The organism is Solwaraspora sp. WMMA2080, from assembly GCF_027497395.1.
Lineage (GTDB): Bacteria > Actinomycetota > Actinomycetes > Mycobacteriales > Micromonosporaceae > Micromonospora_E.
The window spans coordinates 1,896,331-1,912,686 of record NZ_CP114910.1; the positions used below are offsets into that span (position 1 = coordinate 1,896,331).

General features: G+C 69.1%; 14 protein-coding genes. 6 read left to right on the top strand and 8 right to left on the bottom strand.

Going from position 1 to position 16,356, the window contains the following annotated elements; all coding sequences use genetic code 11:
* The first annotated feature begins 303 nt into the window (after positions 1–303).
* Positions 304–648 carry an Lsr2 family protein gene (locus O7543_RS08560; RefSeq protein WP_281554324.1) on the top strand — a complete coding sequence of 115 codons (345 nt, stop codon included), beginning with the start codon at positions 304–306 and terminating at the stop codon, positions 646–648.
* Between the two features lie 157 nt (positions 649–805).
* Here O7543_RS08560 and O7543_RS08565 read toward each other — a convergent pair whose 3' ends face one another.
* From O7543_RS08565 to O7543_RS08585, 5 genes are all read right to left on the bottom strand, one after another.
* A complete protein-coding gene (locus tag O7543_RS08565) occupies positions 806–1,708 on the bottom strand; it encodes a DUF2726 domain-containing protein (protein ID WP_281554323.1) in 903 nt (300 codons plus the stop codon).
* Between the two features lie 123 nt (positions 1,709–1,831).
* Complete coding sequence (locus tag O7543_RS08570) at positions 1,832–2,077, bottom strand: ferredoxin (RefSeq protein WP_278168406.1); 246 nt, start codon at positions 2,075–2,077, stop codon at positions 1,832–1,834.
* Positions 2,078–2,375: 298 nt separating this feature from the next.
* Positions 2,376–3,458, bottom strand: a complete 1,083-nt coding sequence (locus O7543_RS08575; RefSeq protein ID WP_281554322.1) for a ferric reductase-like transmembrane domain-containing protein — start codon at positions 3,456–3,458, stop codon at positions 2,376–2,378.
* The gene (locus O7543_RS08580) at positions 3,455–4,393 is read right to left on the bottom strand and encodes an FAD:protein FMN transferase (RefSeq protein ID WP_281554321.1); all 939 of its coding nucleotides are present in this window, start codon (positions 4,391–4,393) and stop codon (positions 3,455–3,457) included. The genes O7543_RS08575 and O7543_RS08580 overlap by 4 nt, the downstream gene beginning before the upstream one ends.
* A 4-nt stretch (positions 4,394–4,397) precedes the next feature.
* Positions 4,398–4,766: a hypothetical protein gene (locus tag O7543_RS08585; protein ID WP_281554320.1), complete on the bottom strand. Its 369-nt coding sequence runs from the start codon at positions 4,764–4,766 to the stop codon at positions 4,398–4,400.
* 239 nt (positions 4,767–5,005) lie between these two features.
* On the opposite strand from O7543_RS08585, the gene O7543_RS08590 reads away from it, so the two are divergent.
* Positions 5,006–6,952 (top strand): hypothetical protein, encoded by a 1,947-nt coding sequence (locus O7543_RS08590; RefSeq protein ID WP_281554319.1) that lies wholly within the window; start codon positions 5,006–5,008, stop codon positions 6,950–6,952.
* 331 nt (positions 6,953–7,283) lie between these two features.
* Here O7543_RS08590 and O7543_RS08595 read toward each other — a convergent pair whose 3' ends face one another.
* Entirely contained in the window at positions 7,284–9,086 is a 1,803-nt protein-coding gene (locus O7543_RS08595) for a glycoside hydrolase family 6 protein (RefSeq protein WP_281554318.1), read from the bottom strand.
* A 323-nt stretch (positions 9,087–9,409) separates the two neighbouring features.
* On the opposite strand from O7543_RS08595, the gene O7543_RS08600 reads away from it, so the two are divergent.
* The 3 genes from O7543_RS08600 to O7543_RS08610 all read left to right on the top strand — a co-directional run bounded on the left by O7543_RS08600 (position 9,410) and on the right by O7543_RS08610 (position 13,235).
* Positions 9,410–10,141 carry a hypothetical protein gene (locus O7543_RS08600; RefSeq protein WP_281554317.1) on the top strand — a complete coding sequence of 244 codons (732 nt, stop codon included), beginning with the start codon at positions 9,410–9,412 and terminating at the stop codon, positions 10,139–10,141.
* A gap of 857 nt (positions 10,142–10,998) precedes the next feature.
* Entirely contained in the window at positions 10,999–12,612 is a 1,614-nt protein-coding gene (locus tag O7543_RS08605) for a glycoside hydrolase domain-containing protein (RefSeq protein WP_281567379.1), read from the top strand.
* A gap of 14 nt (positions 12,613–12,626) precedes the next feature.
* The gene (locus O7543_RS08610; RefSeq protein ID WP_281554315.1) at positions 12,627–13,235 is read left to right on the top strand and encodes a hypothetical protein; all 609 of its coding nucleotides are present in this window, start codon (positions 12,627–12,629) and stop codon (positions 13,233–13,235) included.
* 76 nt (positions 13,236–13,311) lie between these two features.
* Here the strand turns inward: O7543_RS08610 and O7543_RS08615 are convergent, their stop codons facing one another.
* Complete coding sequence (locus O7543_RS08615) at positions 13,312–13,959, bottom strand: DUF4360 domain-containing protein (protein ID WP_281554314.1); 648 nt, start codon at positions 13,957–13,959, stop codon at positions 13,312–13,314.
* A gap of 478 nt (positions 13,960–14,437) precedes the next feature.
* On the opposite strand from O7543_RS08615, the gene O7543_RS08620 reads away from it, so the two are divergent.
* Positions 14,438–15,088, top strand: a complete 651-nt coding sequence (locus O7543_RS08620; RefSeq protein WP_281554313.1) for a DUF4360 domain-containing protein — start codon at positions 14,438–14,440, stop codon at positions 15,086–15,088.
* A gap of 20 nt (positions 15,089–15,108) precedes the next feature.
* Here the strand turns inward: O7543_RS08620 and O7543_RS08625 are convergent, their stop codons facing one another.
* Positions 15,109–16,338 (bottom strand): glycosyltransferase, encoded by a 1,230-nt coding sequence (locus O7543_RS08625; RefSeq protein ID WP_281554312.1) that lies wholly within the window; start codon positions 16,336–16,338, stop codon positions 15,109–15,111.
* Between the last annotated feature and the right edge of the window lie 18 nt (positions 16,339–16,356).

A 16,356-nucleotide genomic window follows, 5' to 3' on the forward strand; every position in this document is an offset into this window, starting at 1 on the left:
CTAGAGAGCCGCCGCCGGTTCGGTAATGGATTGTGGGCCATCCCACGTGGCTGTGGCCGGCCAGTGCCCGCAGACCGGATGATCAGTGACCCCCGCCCGGGACAAGCATTGACCGCCGCACCCGGATGCCGGTTTTCCTCGACCGACCGCCCCCTGGCCAGCGCCAAATGGTGTCCGGAACGAGATCCGGACCAGCGAACGCCGGCCGCCTGACCACTGACAATGGCCGAAGTGTTGCGGAATCGATGGCCAATGCGTCAGACTCAATTCCGAACACGGCCGTATCCCGAGGAGTGAGCATCTGTGGCCAAGAAAGTCATTACTCTGCTGACCGACGACCTCGACGGCAGCGAGGCCGACCGGACGGTCGAGTTCTCGCTGGACGGTGTCACTTACACCATAGATCTGTCCGAGAAGAACGCCGGCAAGCTGCGCAAAGCCCTAGACACGTACATCGCCGCCGGCACCCGGGTGAGCCGCAGCAGCGCTGGCGGTCGAGGGGGTCGCGGGAGCTTCTCGGCCGCGCCGGCCCGCTCCGACCGCGAGCAGAACCGCGCCATCCGCGAATGGGCGGCCAGGAACGGCTACCCGGTCTCCGAACGCGGTCGCATCCCGGCAAACGTGATCGCCGCCTACCACAAGGGCTGACCACCCGTCGGGTACATTCCCGGCAGAGGTGCCCACGCGTCACTCGGGCAGCTAGGTTATCGGCGCCGGCGGCGGCGCCGGACGATTTCGTCCGGCGGCAGGGCGGACATCCGCCGGCGCCACCGCCCTCCTGGTCGGATGGCTGGGAGGCACGCGATCAGTCGAACGACACATGATCGAACGCGAACTCACCACTCATCTCGGCACGGCGTGACAGCAAGGCATGCAACTCGCCGGCCAGCTCGTGGCGCTTGCGTAACTGCGGCTCACCGAGCTCCAGGATGGTCAACCGCTCCCCCACGGCCGCCGCCGCCAGGTCTTCAGCGAATCGTCCGGGCGCTATCCCGCAGTGCAGCCGGTGCGGCCAGATCCGTACCCTTTCGAACAGCAACCCACCCTCGCCGGCAGTCAGCCAGGCCCAGCCCTCCGCGCCCCCGTCCTTCCACTCGACATGCAGGCTACGCAGGAGCGGATCGGACAGCTGCCGGCTGACGAAGGCCTCCACTGCCCGGACGCGTGCCACCGCACCCAGATCGTTGACCTGGCCGGTCCGACCGTCCGGCAGCCGGCCGACGATGTCCCGGTAGCTGATGTCCCCAACGATCTCACCGGGCCGCAACCCGGCCGTGCTCTGCTGGAACGTCCGTGCGTCGAGCACGTACTCCACCACCCGCCGGCCCGGACCGGTCGCCCTCAGCGCCGCCGACTCGACCCGGAGCACCGCCAAGCCCACCGCCTCGCACACGGCATCGGTCATTCGTTCGTCGCGACGCTGCTCGGCGGTCCGGTCGGCGGGGTCGACGAAGTCGGCCACGAAGACCGGACGGTAGTCGTCGGCACCACAGACCACGAGATCGAACCGCGCCCGAGTGGCCACACTCCACTGCCGGGTGGTGACACCCGGTGGACGTCCACCCACCAGCTGCCCGAGCCGCCGGCCCGGCACGATGACACAGCCGGCACGGTCGAACAGCTCGCCGCGCCGAACGCCCGCAGCGTGTTCCGCGAGGCTGAGAACCGGGCGCAGCCAGGGCTCCCGGACGTCGTCGTCGTTGGTCATGGATCGTGTCCTTGGCTTCCTCGCCACGCCGCGACCGGCGGGACCTGCCCATGCTAGACGCCCGTCAGCCAGGGGTGGACGGCGGCGGTACGTGTGGGTCAGCTCGGCGACAGCGGCACGCGGTCAGCGTCGCCGACGCGCCGGCTGGGCGGAGGTCAACCGCAACGCGAGCTCCGGACAGTTCGCCACGGCACGGTCGGCGTGCCGGCGCAGCTCCGCAGGCACCGCCGGCTCCCGGCTGCCGTCCCGGGAAATCGGAAAGCCCCAGTCGTCACGGGTCAGCAGCTCGGGCAGCAGCTCGATGCAGAGACCCCGACCGTCACAGCGAGCCCAGTCGATCTGCAACCGTGCACCGTGCGGATCGTTCACCTGTCGTCACTCCTAACGGCGCCACCCGGTGAAGGCCGTGTGTGGAGCAGCTCCACGCTGGCATCCTGTCCGCCCTGAAGCTGAAGGACGGAGCTGCACGAGATACACCGTACCGTGTTGGTCTATGGCTGAACACGAAGGCGTCCGTACCGGCAGACATTGAGTTCTCGCGATGCATGTCCGTTCTGGTCTTCGTGACGAAGTTTCGGCACGAGGTGTTCGGCGATCGGCACCTGGCCCGCATGGAGGCGATCATGGGCCAGGTGCCGCGACTTCGAGAAGGGCGTCTCCTCGCGCACTACTCGGGCCTGACGGCCCTCCCAGCGCGGGCTCTCACCCCGCCCTGAGTGCCGGAACGCTGGCCCGCAATCCGATAGCCCTCGGAGTCACCGTACGGCGGGATGGCACCGGCTTCGGGCGGTCGCCGGGCGACGAGGTCGCCGTCGGCGCCAGCGTCGGGCAGCCAGCCCGGCGGGTCCGCCGGCTGGAAGACCGATCCCGGCTTGCGGTACATGTCCAGCAGGCTGGACGGTACGGAGGCGGCGGCCCGGCCGCCGACGTAGGAATCGACCGGGTGCTCTGCCTGACCTACTACCGCAGGCGGACGGTCCCACATCGGCCCGGTCGGCTGATACTCGGCAGGTTGGTAGCCGGCAGGACCGGCAGGTCGGTAGCCGACGGGAACGGCAGGTCGGTAGCCGGCAGACGCGCGGTCGCCCGGCGGGTCGGCGTGCAGCCAGTCGGTCGGCGGACGGACGGCTGCCTCGTCGGTCGTCAGTCCCGACCGCCGGTGCGATCCCCCGGGGGCCTGCCCCCCGGGTCGGGGAGCGTCGTCGGTGGCCCGCCGCCGCGACCGGGGCCGCACCCACAGCAGCAGACGCCAACCGAGCGCGCCCAGCACGGCCGCCAGACACCCGGCGTTGACCGCCACCATCCAGGTCTGGCCGCTGTCCGTGCCGGTTCCGACCGAGTGGCCGAGCGCCGCCGGCCAGGCGGCGTACGCCAGCCAGTGCAGCGCCCGCCACAACCGCACGCCGATCCGCCGACGCAGCAGACTGGTCACCACCAGCACCAGCATCACGTCACCGGCGAGCGTGCCCAGCCCCATGTACAGCGGCCGGTACTCGGCGCCGAACGGCACGAACAGGTCGTACACCCGGAGCTTGGCGTACGGATCGAAAAGCAACGTGACCACGTGGACCGTCAGCAGCCCGACCGCCAGCAGCGCCGCATTGCGGTGGACCAGGCTCACTGCGAACCGGGGCAGGCCGAACACCGGTCGGCCCGACCTGCTGCCCACCCCCAGCACCACGACCGCCGACAACAGGACGAGCGCCGTCACCCCGGTGCCGCGCGCGACGAACCACCCTGCCTCCGTCACTGTGTCTCCTCCTCCGCGGACCAGCCTCCGACGGTCCGCACCGTGCCGTCCACAGCCACCAGCCGGGCCGGCGCGCCGAGACCTGCCAGCCACCGATCGGCGGTCGCACCCCGCACCAGCGCTGCGGTGCTCAACGTGTTCGCCCGCAGGCAGCTGTACGCCGCCACGGAGACGCTGCGCCACACCCGGCCCGCCGGCGTACCGGTGCGGGGGTCGACGATGTGGTGCATCGTTGCGTCTCCGGCGGTCCACTGCCGGCTCACCGTGCTCGAGGTGGCCACCGCGCCGCCGGCCGGCAGACCGATCACGCACACCGGATCCGATGGACGGTCCTGCACCCGGATCCGCCAGCGTCCCTCCGGGGCCGACCCTGCGGTGGCGATGTCGCCGCCGAGGGCGACCAGCACACCGACCCGGCACCGGCGCGCGACGTCCCGGGCACAGCGGTCGGCCGCCCAGGCCTTCGCGGTCGCGCCCAGGTCCAGTTGCACCCCGTCCGGTACGGCCAGATCGGTCCCGTCAAGCCGGATCTGACGCCAGTCCGCGGCCGGCGGGACGGTCTGCGGCACGGCGGGCCGTCCGTGCAGGGTCACCCAGCGCAGATCTTCGTCGTAGCCCAGCCGGCACAGCGCCGACCCGACGGTCGGGTCGACGTCGCCGTCGGTCTCGCGGGCCGCCCGCAGCGCCACCGACACCAGGCCGGCGAGCAGCGGGCTGATCCGCACCGGCGTTCCTCCGCTGCGGCATGCCCGGACCAGTTCGGAGTCGGCGCGGAACCGGCTGCAGGCGGCGTCGACGGCGGCCAGCACGTCCTCGACGATCGTTCGGGCCGCCGGCACCGCCGCAGGGTCGCTCACCACCACCCTGGCGAGGGTTCCCCACACCTGCCACTGTGCACAGTCTGGCCCGACCGGGAGGGTTTCCAGCAGCGGCATCGCCTCACGACCCGCCGGAGGTGGCCTGGCCGGGTTGGCCACCACCGCCGGTCACCGGCGGAAACTCGGCCGTCGGCGGGGCCCGGTCGACCGGCTGGTCCGGTTCGGTCGCGCCGTCCGGGGCAGGTTGTCCGTCGCCGGCCGTCGCCGCCGGATCGGTACCCGCCTCACCCGGATCGGGTTGCCCGTCGGCACCGGCCGGCTGCGGCGCAGTTTCGCCCTGCACGCTACCCGCCGGAGCGTTCCCCTCCTGGTCCGCCGTGTGATCGGCGTGCGCCACCACGGCGACGCCGAGCGTGCCGGCGATGCTCGCCACGGCCAGCCCGCCGGTGATCATCGTGACCCGCCGCAGCCCCAGCTCCCGCTCCCCCACGTGGCCTCCCGAATCGCCGTGCTCGGCGGACCACCCGCCGTCAACCCGGGATACGGCTCGGACAGATACCCGGTTCAACCGACTGGGCACACACCCCCGGCGGGTCCGCCAGGTTTTACCGGCGGCGGATTTACAGCGCCGATGATCAATGGCACCGTGTCCACAGCGGAGGGCGACCGCCCCTGCCACGGGTGGACGGCCGGACCGGCGGCCACCTGTCGTCAACGGAGGGAAACTGGATGTCGACAAGGACAACGACGAGGTCCGCAGCGGCAACCCTGATAGCGGCGGCAGCGGCACTGCTGATGATCGTCGCGGCGGCACCCGCCAGTCAGGCGGCACCGCCGCACTTCGCGCACCTCAATCCGGGCGGAGCGCCGGCGCTCACCGAGAAGGTCCCGGTCAATGTGGTCTTCCTCGGCTACAGCCGGACGCAGGTGGACCGGTCGGCGTACCTCGATGAACTGCCGCAGCGCTACGAGCCGGTGGTCCGCTCCCGGCTGTGGTACGACCAGGTCGAGAAGCTCGGTCTGACCTACACCTACGACTACCGCGTCCGGTACGCGAACAAGCGGTACGAGGACCGGTTCTTCGCCGAGCTGGAGCGGCTGGCCACGCCCGCGCCGCTCACCGTCTACCAGGAGCTCTACAACGAGCAGCAGGGCAACGTCGCCACCATCACCGACAACCACCACATCGACGCGCCGAGCGTGGAGCGGTGGTTGGCCCTCAACCCACCGGCCGGCGTCGACACCCGACGCAACACCATCTTCTTCATCAACTGGTTCGGCCGGTCGGACTTCAAGTTCCACGTCTACACCAAGACCGATGAACCTGACCCGGACACCGGGCACAACTTCGGCGCCGAACGGGACAGCCGGAAGATCTCCGCGTGGGGCGGTACCACCGCCGACGACGAGGAGAACGGCCTCGGTTCCACCCGGCGGGTGTGGTTCCACGACCTGTCGGCCGGGCCGGAATCGTGGACCGAGAACTGGAACGTCGATGATCCCGACCTCGACGGCAACGGCGTCGAGGACTACCGGATGCCGCCGGTCTGGGAGTACGCCGCCGACGGCTACCGCTCCCCCGACGCGCTCACCGGCGACCTCGCCCTGACTACCCGCTACGTGGCGATCAACCTGCTGTTCACCACGTCGCCGCTCTATCCGGCGGAGCTGCCGAGCGCCGAACCGCCGAAGTCGATCAACATCGACAGCAACGTCTACGAGGGCTGGGAGGGCGTCGACGCGTCCGTCCGCTATATCGACGAGGAGCTACTGCAGCTGGAGTTGCGGGAACTGCGGTGGCGCAACGTGCTGGACTACGACGGACAGAACCTCCCGTTCGAAGGTGACGCCGAGCGCTGCTACTACGCGGTGATGATCGACGACGAGTCCTGCTACCCGGAGCTTGGCTACCCGCCGTTCGCCAACTTCTACCTGCAGAACAGTTTCGAACTCGACCGGGTGCTCGACGATCAGGACCGGGTCGACTACGAGCTGCCGGTGTTCAGCTACGCGTTGCCGGCCGGCACCCCGGTGCCGGCGCTGGGCTTCGCCGACGACGACTACACCGACGGTACGCAGTCGTACGTCTTCGCATTCGTCTCCCCGGAGATCGTCGACGCCGGGTACGGGCTCACCACCACGCTGATCCACGAGGTGGGACACCACCTGGGAATGAGTCATCCGCATGACGGCTACGACAGCGAGACCGGCGTCGACTACGGCCCGGAGGACGACTTCTTCTTCGCCTGGTCCGGCGACCAGGTCAACTCGATGATGAGCTACATCGACCTGAACTGGGACTTCAGCCAGTTCGACCGGGACAACAGCGACCGGTTCCTGACCGCCGCGTACAACGAGGCGGCGAACCGGCTCGCCGAGTCGGTGTTGGACGGTCCGCACCCCGGCCGGGCCCACCGTGACCTGCGTGCCGCCGACCGGTTGATCGGTGCGGCGGAGCACGCGCTCGCCCGGCACGACTACCGGCGTGCGCTGGTCCTCGCCGAGCAGGCGTACGGCAAGGTCGTCGACGCCGCCGGGCGGGCCGGAGTGCCGGCCGGGACCGTGGCCGAGCAGATGTCCGCCCGGGCGCAGCAGGCCCGCGCCGCGTCCGAGGTGACCGGACCGCACGAGTTCATCGACACTTTGGGCCCGGACAGCCCGCGTAGCCAGCCCTGACCAGCAGGTAGCGGGAGACCAGGAGCCGGGCGGCCTGGGCCGCCCGGCTCCTGCGTACCCGCGAACGGCCGCCGCGCCGGTGCCCGTGCCCGTCCGACCGGTGGGGCGGGATCGGGCCGGGTGAGCCGGCGCACTACCTGTAAAGCGTCCTAGGACGAGTTCGCTGGCCTGGGCCACGCCAGCGACCGGACCTGTCAGCGGCAGTGCGGGCGGGGCAGGTCGGGGTCGCCGTCAGGGCGGGAACGGTCGCGGGCCGGGGCTCGGCTTTGGTCGGACGCGGCCGCCGTCGTGCTGACGGCGGCCGGCGCCCGGGTCGTCAGGTCAGGTCAGGTCACAGCGGCGGGTAAGCGTTCGCCATCAGCTCCTGGAACTGAGCCGAGAACCAGTGCCCGGAAACCGGCGCGTTCGGCAGGGCACCACTCATGTTGTTGTTGTTCCGCGGGTTACCCGTATACGTCGGGTCACACATCCGGTCGAAACCCTTACCCTCGTCGTTCGGGATCTCCCGGCTCGACCCGTCCGACTCACCCGGCGGCTTGATCCACACGTACGCGTCGATACCCGAAGCGGGCGCCGCGGTCGGACGCTCGCCCAGACCGGCACCCGACTGGTTGCACCAGTTGCCCTTCTGGAACCGCCGGTCGATCCGCGACTCGTCGACGCGGGTGTCCACATCGGTGGCGTTGCTCGGACCGGTCGGCCGCGCCGAACCACCCCAACCGTTACGCGACGTGTCGATCAGCATGCCGACACCCGACGGGAACCCAGCCTGCACCAACCGCTGCCGGAACGCCTGCGCGAACGACAGCTCGTCGTTGTAGTTGTTCCAGTCGATCCACGACGACTGGCGAGTGTTGCTGTCCACCGTGATGTACGGCTCCCGCAACGCCGAGTAGTTCGCCGTGTTCGTGATGAACCCGTGCACATCCGACGGCGACGCACCCGACGCGTTCGCCGCCTGCGCGATGATCTGCGCCGTCGGACCGAAGTTGTCCTCCCAGCCGATCCAGCCGTGGTGCCCGGCGTCGATGTAGTTGTACACGTTCGGCACGTCACCCAGCTGCGAGATCGCGTAACCGACACCCGTCACGTAGTTGCCGTTCGCCAGCATCACGTCACACTCAGGCGTCGCCGTCGGCCGGCTGCCCACGTTCGTGATCAGGTTCGGCAGCGAATCGATCTCGATCACCGCCACGATCCGCAGATTCCGGTACGCCGCCCGACCCACGATCTCCGCGATCGGATCGATGTACTCCGTCCGGTACGCGCCAATCTCCGTCGGACCCAACTCACCGTTGGACGCCAACGCCGCACAGTCGCGACCCGGCAGGTTGTAGATCACCACCTGGAAGACCAGCGGACGGCTACCGTTCGCCGCGTCCTGCCGCACCGCCTCGTCCAGATGGTCGGCCAGACCCATGTCACCCGTCGTCGGGCTGTTGTTGCCGTAGATCGCGCTCGTGCGGTCCAGCCACACACCCGTCGGCTCGTCCGCGATCCGGCTACCACCCGCCTCAGCCGCCGCGTTCGCACTCCAGATCGGGTTCACGTACACATCCGCGCCCACGTACGGGTTGTCCACCCGCGGCCCACCCGGCGGCGGAGACGTCGGGGGCGCCGTCGTCGGCGGCGGCGCGGTGGTAGGCGGGGCGGTCGTCGGCGGCGCCGTGGTGGGCGGGGCGGTCGTCGGCGTGGTGCCACCGTTGCACGCCACCCCGTTCAGGGTGAACGCGGTAGGGCTGGAGTAGCTGCCGGTCCACCGCCCGTTGAAGCCGATCGAGGTGGACGACCCCGTGCCCAGGTTGCCGTTCCACGAGGCGTTCGTCGCGGTAATCGCGCCAGAGCTGCCGCTCCAGTTCGCCGACCAGCCCTGAGTCAGGGTCTGACCGGACGGCAGGGTGAAGCGCAGGCTCCAGCCGTTGACCGGATCCTGCCGATTGCTGATGGTGATGTTGGCGGTGAATCCGCCGGCGCCGGAGCCTTCGTTCCAGGTGTTGGCCTGGTAGGTGACGTTGCAGACAACTGCGGCGTGGGCAGCGGTGGTCGGGATGATCAAGGCTGCGGCGACCAGCGCGGTAGCGCCACCGACGGCCAGCAATTTACGGTGTACGGTGCGTTTCGGGACGGATGACATCGCATTCTCCTACAGATCCGCAGGGCTACCACCACGGGCCGGAGTGTCGACCTGGACCGGTTGCCGGCCGAATCCGCCGCGGACGGTGCGGCCGCACGGTCGAGGCCGGTGGACGTGGTGGGCTGGAGAGGAGTGCCCGGCGCCGGACGGTGGTCACCCGGCTGTCCCCTCGGTCTGAACGAGCCGCTCGCGTTGGCTCCCGGTGCGGCTGAGGCGAATTCTGGCACGTGAAGATGATCGATACAATCATCGGTTCAGCCGGCCTGGACGGACGGGGTGAAATCCGGTCGATCGGGTTGACATGGTCTGCGAGCATGATCGCCGTGACCAAGCTGAACCAGATCATCGCGGTGGAGAAGGGCGTCAAGAGCAAGTCCTTCGCGGAGTTGACCGAGGCGCACCACGTGGTGCAGAAGCAGCCGCTGTTGTCCGGCATCTCCCGCACCTACCAGCCGAAGGACGAGGAGGGTGAACAGTTCCCGCCCGAGTCGACCCGGGTGCAGGTGCACGCCGAGCAGGTGCTGCGGGACGTGGCAAAGACGCTGACCCGGCTGTTCGACGTGACCGCCACCAAGGACTGGGCGAACACCCGGGCCACCGCCGACGTGGTGGTTGACGGCCGGACCCTGGTCACCGCCGCGCCGGTGTCGTACCTGCTGTTCTTGGAGAAACAGTTGGTCGACCTGCACACCTTCGTCAAGAAACTGCCCGTGCTGGACGCAGCCGAGTCGTGGAACCGCGACGAATCAACCGACTCCTGGCGTACCGAACCGGTGCGTACGGTCAAGACGAAGAAAGTGCCCCGCAACCATGTCAAGGCCGAGGCGACCGACAAACACCCGGCGCAGGTCGAGGTCTACTACGAGGACGTACCGGTCGGCTACTGGACGACGGTGAAGTTCTCCGGTGCGCTGCCGGCCCGGCGGGTCAACGAGTTGCTGGACCGGATCGCTGCGCTGCAGACCGCGGTCAAGTTCGCCCGCGAGGAGGCCAACGGCGCCGAGGTCACCGACCAGCGCATCGGCGACGCGGTCTTCGGCTACCTGTTCGGGTAGTCGCAGAACACCTGCTGCCGGGTAGCATCACAGTCTCCCCCGGGCTGAAGCCCCGGGGGTGGCCGTCAGCCGGGTTAGCGCCGGCTGACGGCGGAGGAGCACCAAGCTGAAGCTGACGACGAATCTGACGAAGCGGTCCCAGTGCGGGTTCGAGTCCCGCCCCCGGCACCAGCCACACCGGGGTGGCCCAACTGGCAGAGGCAGCCGCCACACATTCAGGCTCTCGCTCCACGCTCAGCATTCGCCGCCGGTCGTCAGGTCGAGAAGGGACGGACAGGGACAGCTGGATGCTGGTTCGAATCCAGCTCGCGCCTCCAACGCGGCGCGGTAGTTTAAGGGCAAAACCCGGCGTCATGAAGAGTGATCTGTCCCTTTTAAATGTGCTGACGGCAGCAAATGGGCGGCAGCCCAGAGGCCCGGAGACAGGACAGCTCTCCGGGCCTCGCCATGCCCGGACCGGTCTGGGTCGGTCACCGGTAGACCCAGCGGTGATAGGCGCCCAGATCGACGTTGCCGCCGCAGACGACCGCCACGACGCGCCGCCCAGCAAAGCGGTCGCGGTCCTCGAGCACGGCGGCGACGCCGAGTGCGGCTGACGGCTCGCCAGCCGAGCCGGCGTCCCAACGCGTCGCACCGGTACATCGGCGTATCGAGGAACACGGGGTCGATCACCCGGCGTGCGGCGTGAATCCGGTCGAGGTCGAGGCGTGTCCTGGGCACGCTGGGACGGTACCCGCAGCAGGACCCGGGGACCTTCCCCTCAGCTCACGTCCGGCCGACATGTTGATCGACGACAGACAATTTACAACCCGGTCGGTGCGCCGTATCGTCCTCTCCATCGGACGACAACACGGGGGATGTCTGAAATGGTCGATTCCGGCACGCCACGGACCAGCTTGGCGGACAGCCACGTACTCGCGGCCCAGCAGTGGGTCAACGCCACCTATGCCGGCGCGCCGGGATACCTCAGTTGCCCGGAGGACGGTCGCACCGGCTGGCCGACCGTGCTGTCGCTGACCCAGGGGCTGCAGTACGAGCTCGGTATCTCGCCGACGGTGCAGAACTTCGGGCCCGGCACTTTCGCCGCGGTCCGCACCCGCAACCGGCTGCCGGCCGAGGAGACCAACACCAACCTGGTCCGCATCTACAACGCCGCGCTGTGGTGCAAGGGCTACTGGGCCGCCTCCGATCAAGGAGTCTGGACCACCGATTCGGAGGGCTCGTTCAGTCAGCTCTACACCGACGCCGGGCTCGCGTACGCCAGTCTGTCGGCCCGTCGGGCGATGTGGCCGCACGTCGCGCGGGCGATGCTGCGGATGGACCAGTTCCGTCTGGTGCCGCAGGGTGACAGCGTCATCCGGGGCATCCAGCAGCGGTTGAACTCACGCTACGTGGCCGGCGTCGGCATCCCGGCGATGAGCCTGGTGCCCTGCGACGGGTTCTACTCCCGGGACGTGCAGCAAGGGCTGATGATGGCCATCCAGTACGAGGTCGGCATCCCGCTGGGCTCGATCAACGGCAACTTCGGGCCGGGCACCCAGGCCGGGCTGCGTGGCGTCGGCTCCGGCCCACTCACCGGCGACCTGCGGCACCTGTTCCGGTCGGCCTGCTACGCCAACTCACCGACCATGCTGCCGGGCGACCCGCAGCTGCCGCTGGCGTACCAGCCGCAGGACATCGACACCGACGTGGAGACCGCCACCCACCTGGCGTGGCTGCGCGCCTTCCAGCGTTTCTCGCAGATCCCCGAGAGCGGCACCAACGACTACACCACCTGGGCCCAGCTGCTCGTCTCCTGCGGCGACACCGGCCGGCCCGCCACCGGCTGCGACTGCATCACCGAGATCACCGCGGCCCGTGGCGCACAGCTCGTCGCGGCCGGCTACCGGATCGTCGGGCGGTACCTCGACGAGCATCTGCCACCGTCGGACCCGTACTTTCTGGACAAGGCACTCAAGCCCGGCGAGCCGCAGACCATCCTGGACGCCGGGCTACGGTTCTTCCCGATCTTCCAGTACAACGGCACCCAGCTGGTCAACTTCACCTACCCGAAGGGGTACGACCAGGGGCGGATCGCCCATCAAAAGGCCGTAGCGCACCGGATTCCCGCCGGTACCTGCATCTACTTCGCCGTCGACTTCGACGCTCTGGACGTCGACATCGACAGCGGAGTCAAGCCGTACTTCCAAGGGGTGAAGGCGGCGCTCGCCGAGTTGGGCGGCCACTACCAGTTCGGAGTCTACGGCTCGCGCAACGTCTGCAGCCGCGTCTCGCAGGAGGTCGGCGCCCGGTGGTCGCTGGTTTCCGGGATGTCCTGGGGCTACTCCGGCAATCTCGGCTTCCCGCTGCCGGCGAACTGGTCGTTCAACCAGATCCGGGAGTACGAGTTCGCGCCCGGCTGGGGGCTGGACCACGACGTCTGGCGGGACGGAGCCGATCCGGGTGTCGCCGCGCTCGTAGCTGGCCAGTGAGTGAGGAGCCCGAGATGATCACCAGACGTATCCTGCTCGGCGGCGCTGTCGGCACCGGTGTGCTCGCCCTGACGCCCACTGGCGCCGCCCGCGCGACCGGTGCGGCCGAGGCGCGGAACGGAATCCACGAGGTATCCGCAACCGGCTGGCGGATCGATCCGGCCACCATCGGTGTCCACCGGATCGAGGGTTCCACCGTCTCGGTGGCGTTGCGTCACGGCCCCACCGCCGTGGTGCTGCTGCACGTCGCCCGCCGCTGGCACTACGAGATCGGCCCGGTCGACACCGGCGAAGGCGGCGGCGTCGCCGGTTACGTTGCCGACCGCGCGGAACACATCGCCTTCGAGTCCAACTATCTCTCCGGCACCGCGATCGCCCTGCACCCGACCGCCTATCCACTGGGCGGTAGCGAGCCACTGTGGCCGCATCAGGAGGCGGTCGTGCGGGACATTCTCGCCGACTGCGAGGGCACCGTGGCCTGGGGTGGTGACCTGTCGCCGGTGACCTCCTCGCACTTTCACATCACGGCCCGACCCGGTGACCGGGCCCTGACCCGGGTAGCCGCCCGGCTGGGATCCGGCGTCCATGTGCCGCGCCGGACACCAACGGTCGTCGCCGGGTAGGCCGGCGCCGACACGCCCGGCCGAGGGTGGCCGGTCGTGCCGGCCACCCTCTGTCCTCCGGTAGGGGTCAGTCAGTTCACGGGCAGGGCTGCCAGGCCAGGTGGTACATCGTCTCGATGCTGCCGTCCGTCGAGTCCATGGTCAGGAAGCTGACGTCCGTCGACGATCCCTTGCTCAGGCGCAACTCGGTGTTGATGTTGAGGTTGCGGATCTCGCCACACGGATGCCAGACCACGGAGGCGATCGGCACCTCGTCGCTCACCATCCAGTTGTCGTCCAGCGGAGCCGGAATCGGATGGCTGCTGAAGGTGCCCTGAGTCATTCCCTGGAAGTAGTAGTTGGCCCGCTGCGTGGCGATGGCACCTGGGCTGAGCAGCCCGTAGCCACGGTAGTCCACCTTCACGATCGCGAAGGTGTAGCCCGCCGGCGCGTGCACCAGCACGTTGAGCTGGCAGTTCCGGCGACCGTCGGTGACCGAGATACCCGGACCCGCCTGTACCAGGTAGTCGCTGTAGATGGTGGTGAAGGCGGTGTTGTCCGGCGAGACGGCGACGTCGGCGGTACCTGGTCGACAACCGGAACCCGCCATCGCGACGAGATCGATCACGACGTGGTCGTCCGGTGGGTCATCCAGGATCCCCTTGGCGGACGCGGGTGCACCCGAGATCAAAGATGAGGCGAGCAATGCAAGCACCACGCCGCCACGCGTCAGCAGTTTGCGCATGAAACCTCCTCCGTAGGGTGATGCGACGATGCGTGCGCAACAATCTACGTACAGCATTGATCGTTGTCAACGTAAATTCAATTGCTCGGAGTGGTTCCAGAAATTGATCGTACGCCATCTCGCCGCCAACCCGCCAACCGAACAGACGGAGTAGGCAGCGACCACGCAAGGCAGGCAAACCACCCATAACATGCCTAGAGGTCGATCAATTTGCCTCCAATGACTGACTAGTTGATCCCACCCAAACGGGCCCACCACGTGCGACCTGGGCGGAATCAATATCAACATATCGACGTTGGAAGATGCTTGCATGAATCGACGCTCATCGCTATCATCCTTTCGCAGGACGCCCGGCCGAAACACTCTGGACCCAATCCACCATGATCCACGGGTCCAGCAGACAAAGATCCACGGCCCGGTTGTTCTGCAAAGTCGTGTGTGCCCCAGCCGTCATAACCTGAGCCCCGAGGGGAACGGAATGAAAAGAAGCCTCACCGGCGCGAGACACGGAATGTTCGCCGCACTCGGCATGGTTCTCGCGCTGACCCTGACCGCTCCGGCCCATGCCTCCCCGGCGACGCCGAGTGCCGTGCCGGACAGCGACATCACCGTGGAGGTGGTGGCCGCCAGTGGTTCAGGCTGCGCGCCCGGCACGGCCAGGGTCGTCGCCAACTCCGACAACACCGGCTTCCGGATCCGCTACTACGATTTCCTCGCTACCGTCGGTGACGGGGCCGACCCGACGGACAGCCGGAAGAACTGCCAGCTCGGCGTGCTCGTCAAGGTGCCGGCGGGCTGGACCTTCGCGGTCGCCACCGCGGACTACCGAGGTCGGGCCCGGATCCCCAGTGGGGCGACCGGCCGACAGCGGACGAACTACTACTGGCAGGGCTCGTCCGACAACAGCCGTACCGACGCCACGTTCGGCGGACCATACAACGGCTTCTGGGCCACCGCGGATCACGCACCGGTGCTGGTGTACGTCCCCTGTGGGCAACAGCGGGTGCTGAACATCAACACCGAGCTGCGAGTGGACGCAGGCACCTCCAGCGGCCAGGCCAGCATGTCGATGATCACGACCGAGGGCAACGTCGACACCCTGTTCAACCTGGACTGGGTCAGGTGCTGACCACCTGATCCGCCGGCAGATCAGCGCCGGGCGCGGGCAGATCGATGCCCACGCCCGGCGCTGTCGCACGCGGTGCCGGACTCGGACCGGGAGCGAGCAGCGCCGGCGAACTGGTCAGCGCCAGCGCCGCCTCGGTGCGCGCGGAGAAAGCCGTCAACCGCCGCCGACCAGGGAAAGCCCTCCGCCCGGCGACGGGCCGCCGGGCGTCGCGCCGCCGCCGGTCGGCCGGCCAGTTCGCAGATCGCGTCCGCGTACTCCTGCCCGCCGCCGGCCACCGCCAGCCCGGCGTCACCGATCACCTCCGGTAGCGCGCTCTCCGCGGCGACCACCACCGGGGTGCCACTGGCCAGTGACTCCAGGGCCGCCAGGCCGAAGGTCTCCACCGGCCCGGGTGCGATCACCACGTCGGCGCTGGCCAGCAGCCGGGCGACCTCGTCGCGGTCGCCGACGTAGTTGGCGAAGTGCACGGTCAGCCCGGCCTCGACGGCGTGTGCGCGCAGACCCGCCTGACGAGGGCCGGTGCCGACTATCACCCCGACGGCGGGTACGCCCCGGTCGCGCAGCGCGGCCAGCGCCGCGAGGACCCGCTCGGGGCACTTCTCGGCGGACAGCCGGGCGCAGTGCAGCACCAGCAGTTCCCCGTCGGGCGTGTACTGCTCGCGTACCGTCTCGTCGTAGCGACGGGGATGGAACTGGTCGAGATCCACACCGAGCGGCACCCGGACCAGGTTGTCCGCCCCGATGCGGGCGAACTCGCGCGCGGCCCAGTCGGTGGTGCACACCACCCGGTCGTACGCGGCGGCGGTCGCCGCGTTGAGCCGATCGGCGATCCGCTCGGTCTGCTTCGCCGGGCCGGCGGATCGGGCACCGAACGGCAACCGCAACAGGCCGTCGAGCGTCTCGTGGGAGACCATCAACGCGGGTACGCCGTGCCGCCGCGCCCACTGCCCGGTCCACCGCAGCGTGGTGCGGTCGGAGACCTCCAGGCGATCCGGGGCGAGCTCGGCGAGCAACCGGCGTACCCGGGAGCGGCCCAGCAGCACCCGGTAGCCGCCGGTGCCGGGCACCACAGGACCAGCGACGGTGATCACCCGGCCCTGTGCCGTGTCCTCGTCCGCATCGGCCGCACCCGGCACCACCAGCACCGGCTCGTGGCCGGCGGCCAGGTAGCCGGTGCCGAGTTCCCGCAGCGCGGTCCGTAACCCACCGGAGCTGCCGGTGATGAAATTCGCCAGCCGAACGATCCTCATGATGCCGTCACCATCACC

Coding starts and splice junctions, on each gene's coding strand:
- O7543_RS08610 (WP_281554315.1), top strand. CDS start 12,627: ATGATCACCAGACGTATCCTGCTCGGCGGCGCTGTCGGCACCGGTGTG.
- O7543_RS08615 (WP_281554314.1), bottom strand. CDS start 13,959: ATGCGCAAACTGCTGACGCGTGGCGGCGTGGTGCTTGCATTGCTCGCC.
- O7543_RS08625 (WP_281554312.1), bottom strand. CDS start 16,338: ATGAGGATCGTTCGGCTGGCGAATTTCATCACCGGCAGCTCCGGTGGG.
- O7543_RS08580 (WP_281554321.1), bottom strand. CDS start 4,393: ATGCCGCTGCTGGAAACCCTCCCGGTCGGGCCAGACTGTGCACAGTGG.
- O7543_RS08620 (WP_281554313.1), top strand. CDS start 14,438: ATGAAAAGAAGCCTCACCGGCGCGAGACACGGAATGTTCGCCGCACTC.
- O7543_RS08595 (WP_281554318.1), bottom strand. CDS start 9,086: ATGTCATCCGTCCCGAAACGCACCGTACACCGTAAATTGCTGGCCGTC.
- O7543_RS08605 (WP_281567379.1), top strand. CDS start 10,999: ATGTCTGAAATGGTCGATTCCGGCACGCCACGGACCAGCTTGGCGGAC.
- O7543_RS08565 (WP_281554323.1), bottom strand. CDS start 1,708: ATGACCAACGACGACGACGTCCGGGAGCCCTGGCTGCGCCCGGTTCTC.
- O7543_RS08590 (WP_281554319.1), top strand. CDS start 5,006: ATGTCGACAAGGACAACGACGAGGTCCGCAGCGGCAACCCTGATAGCG.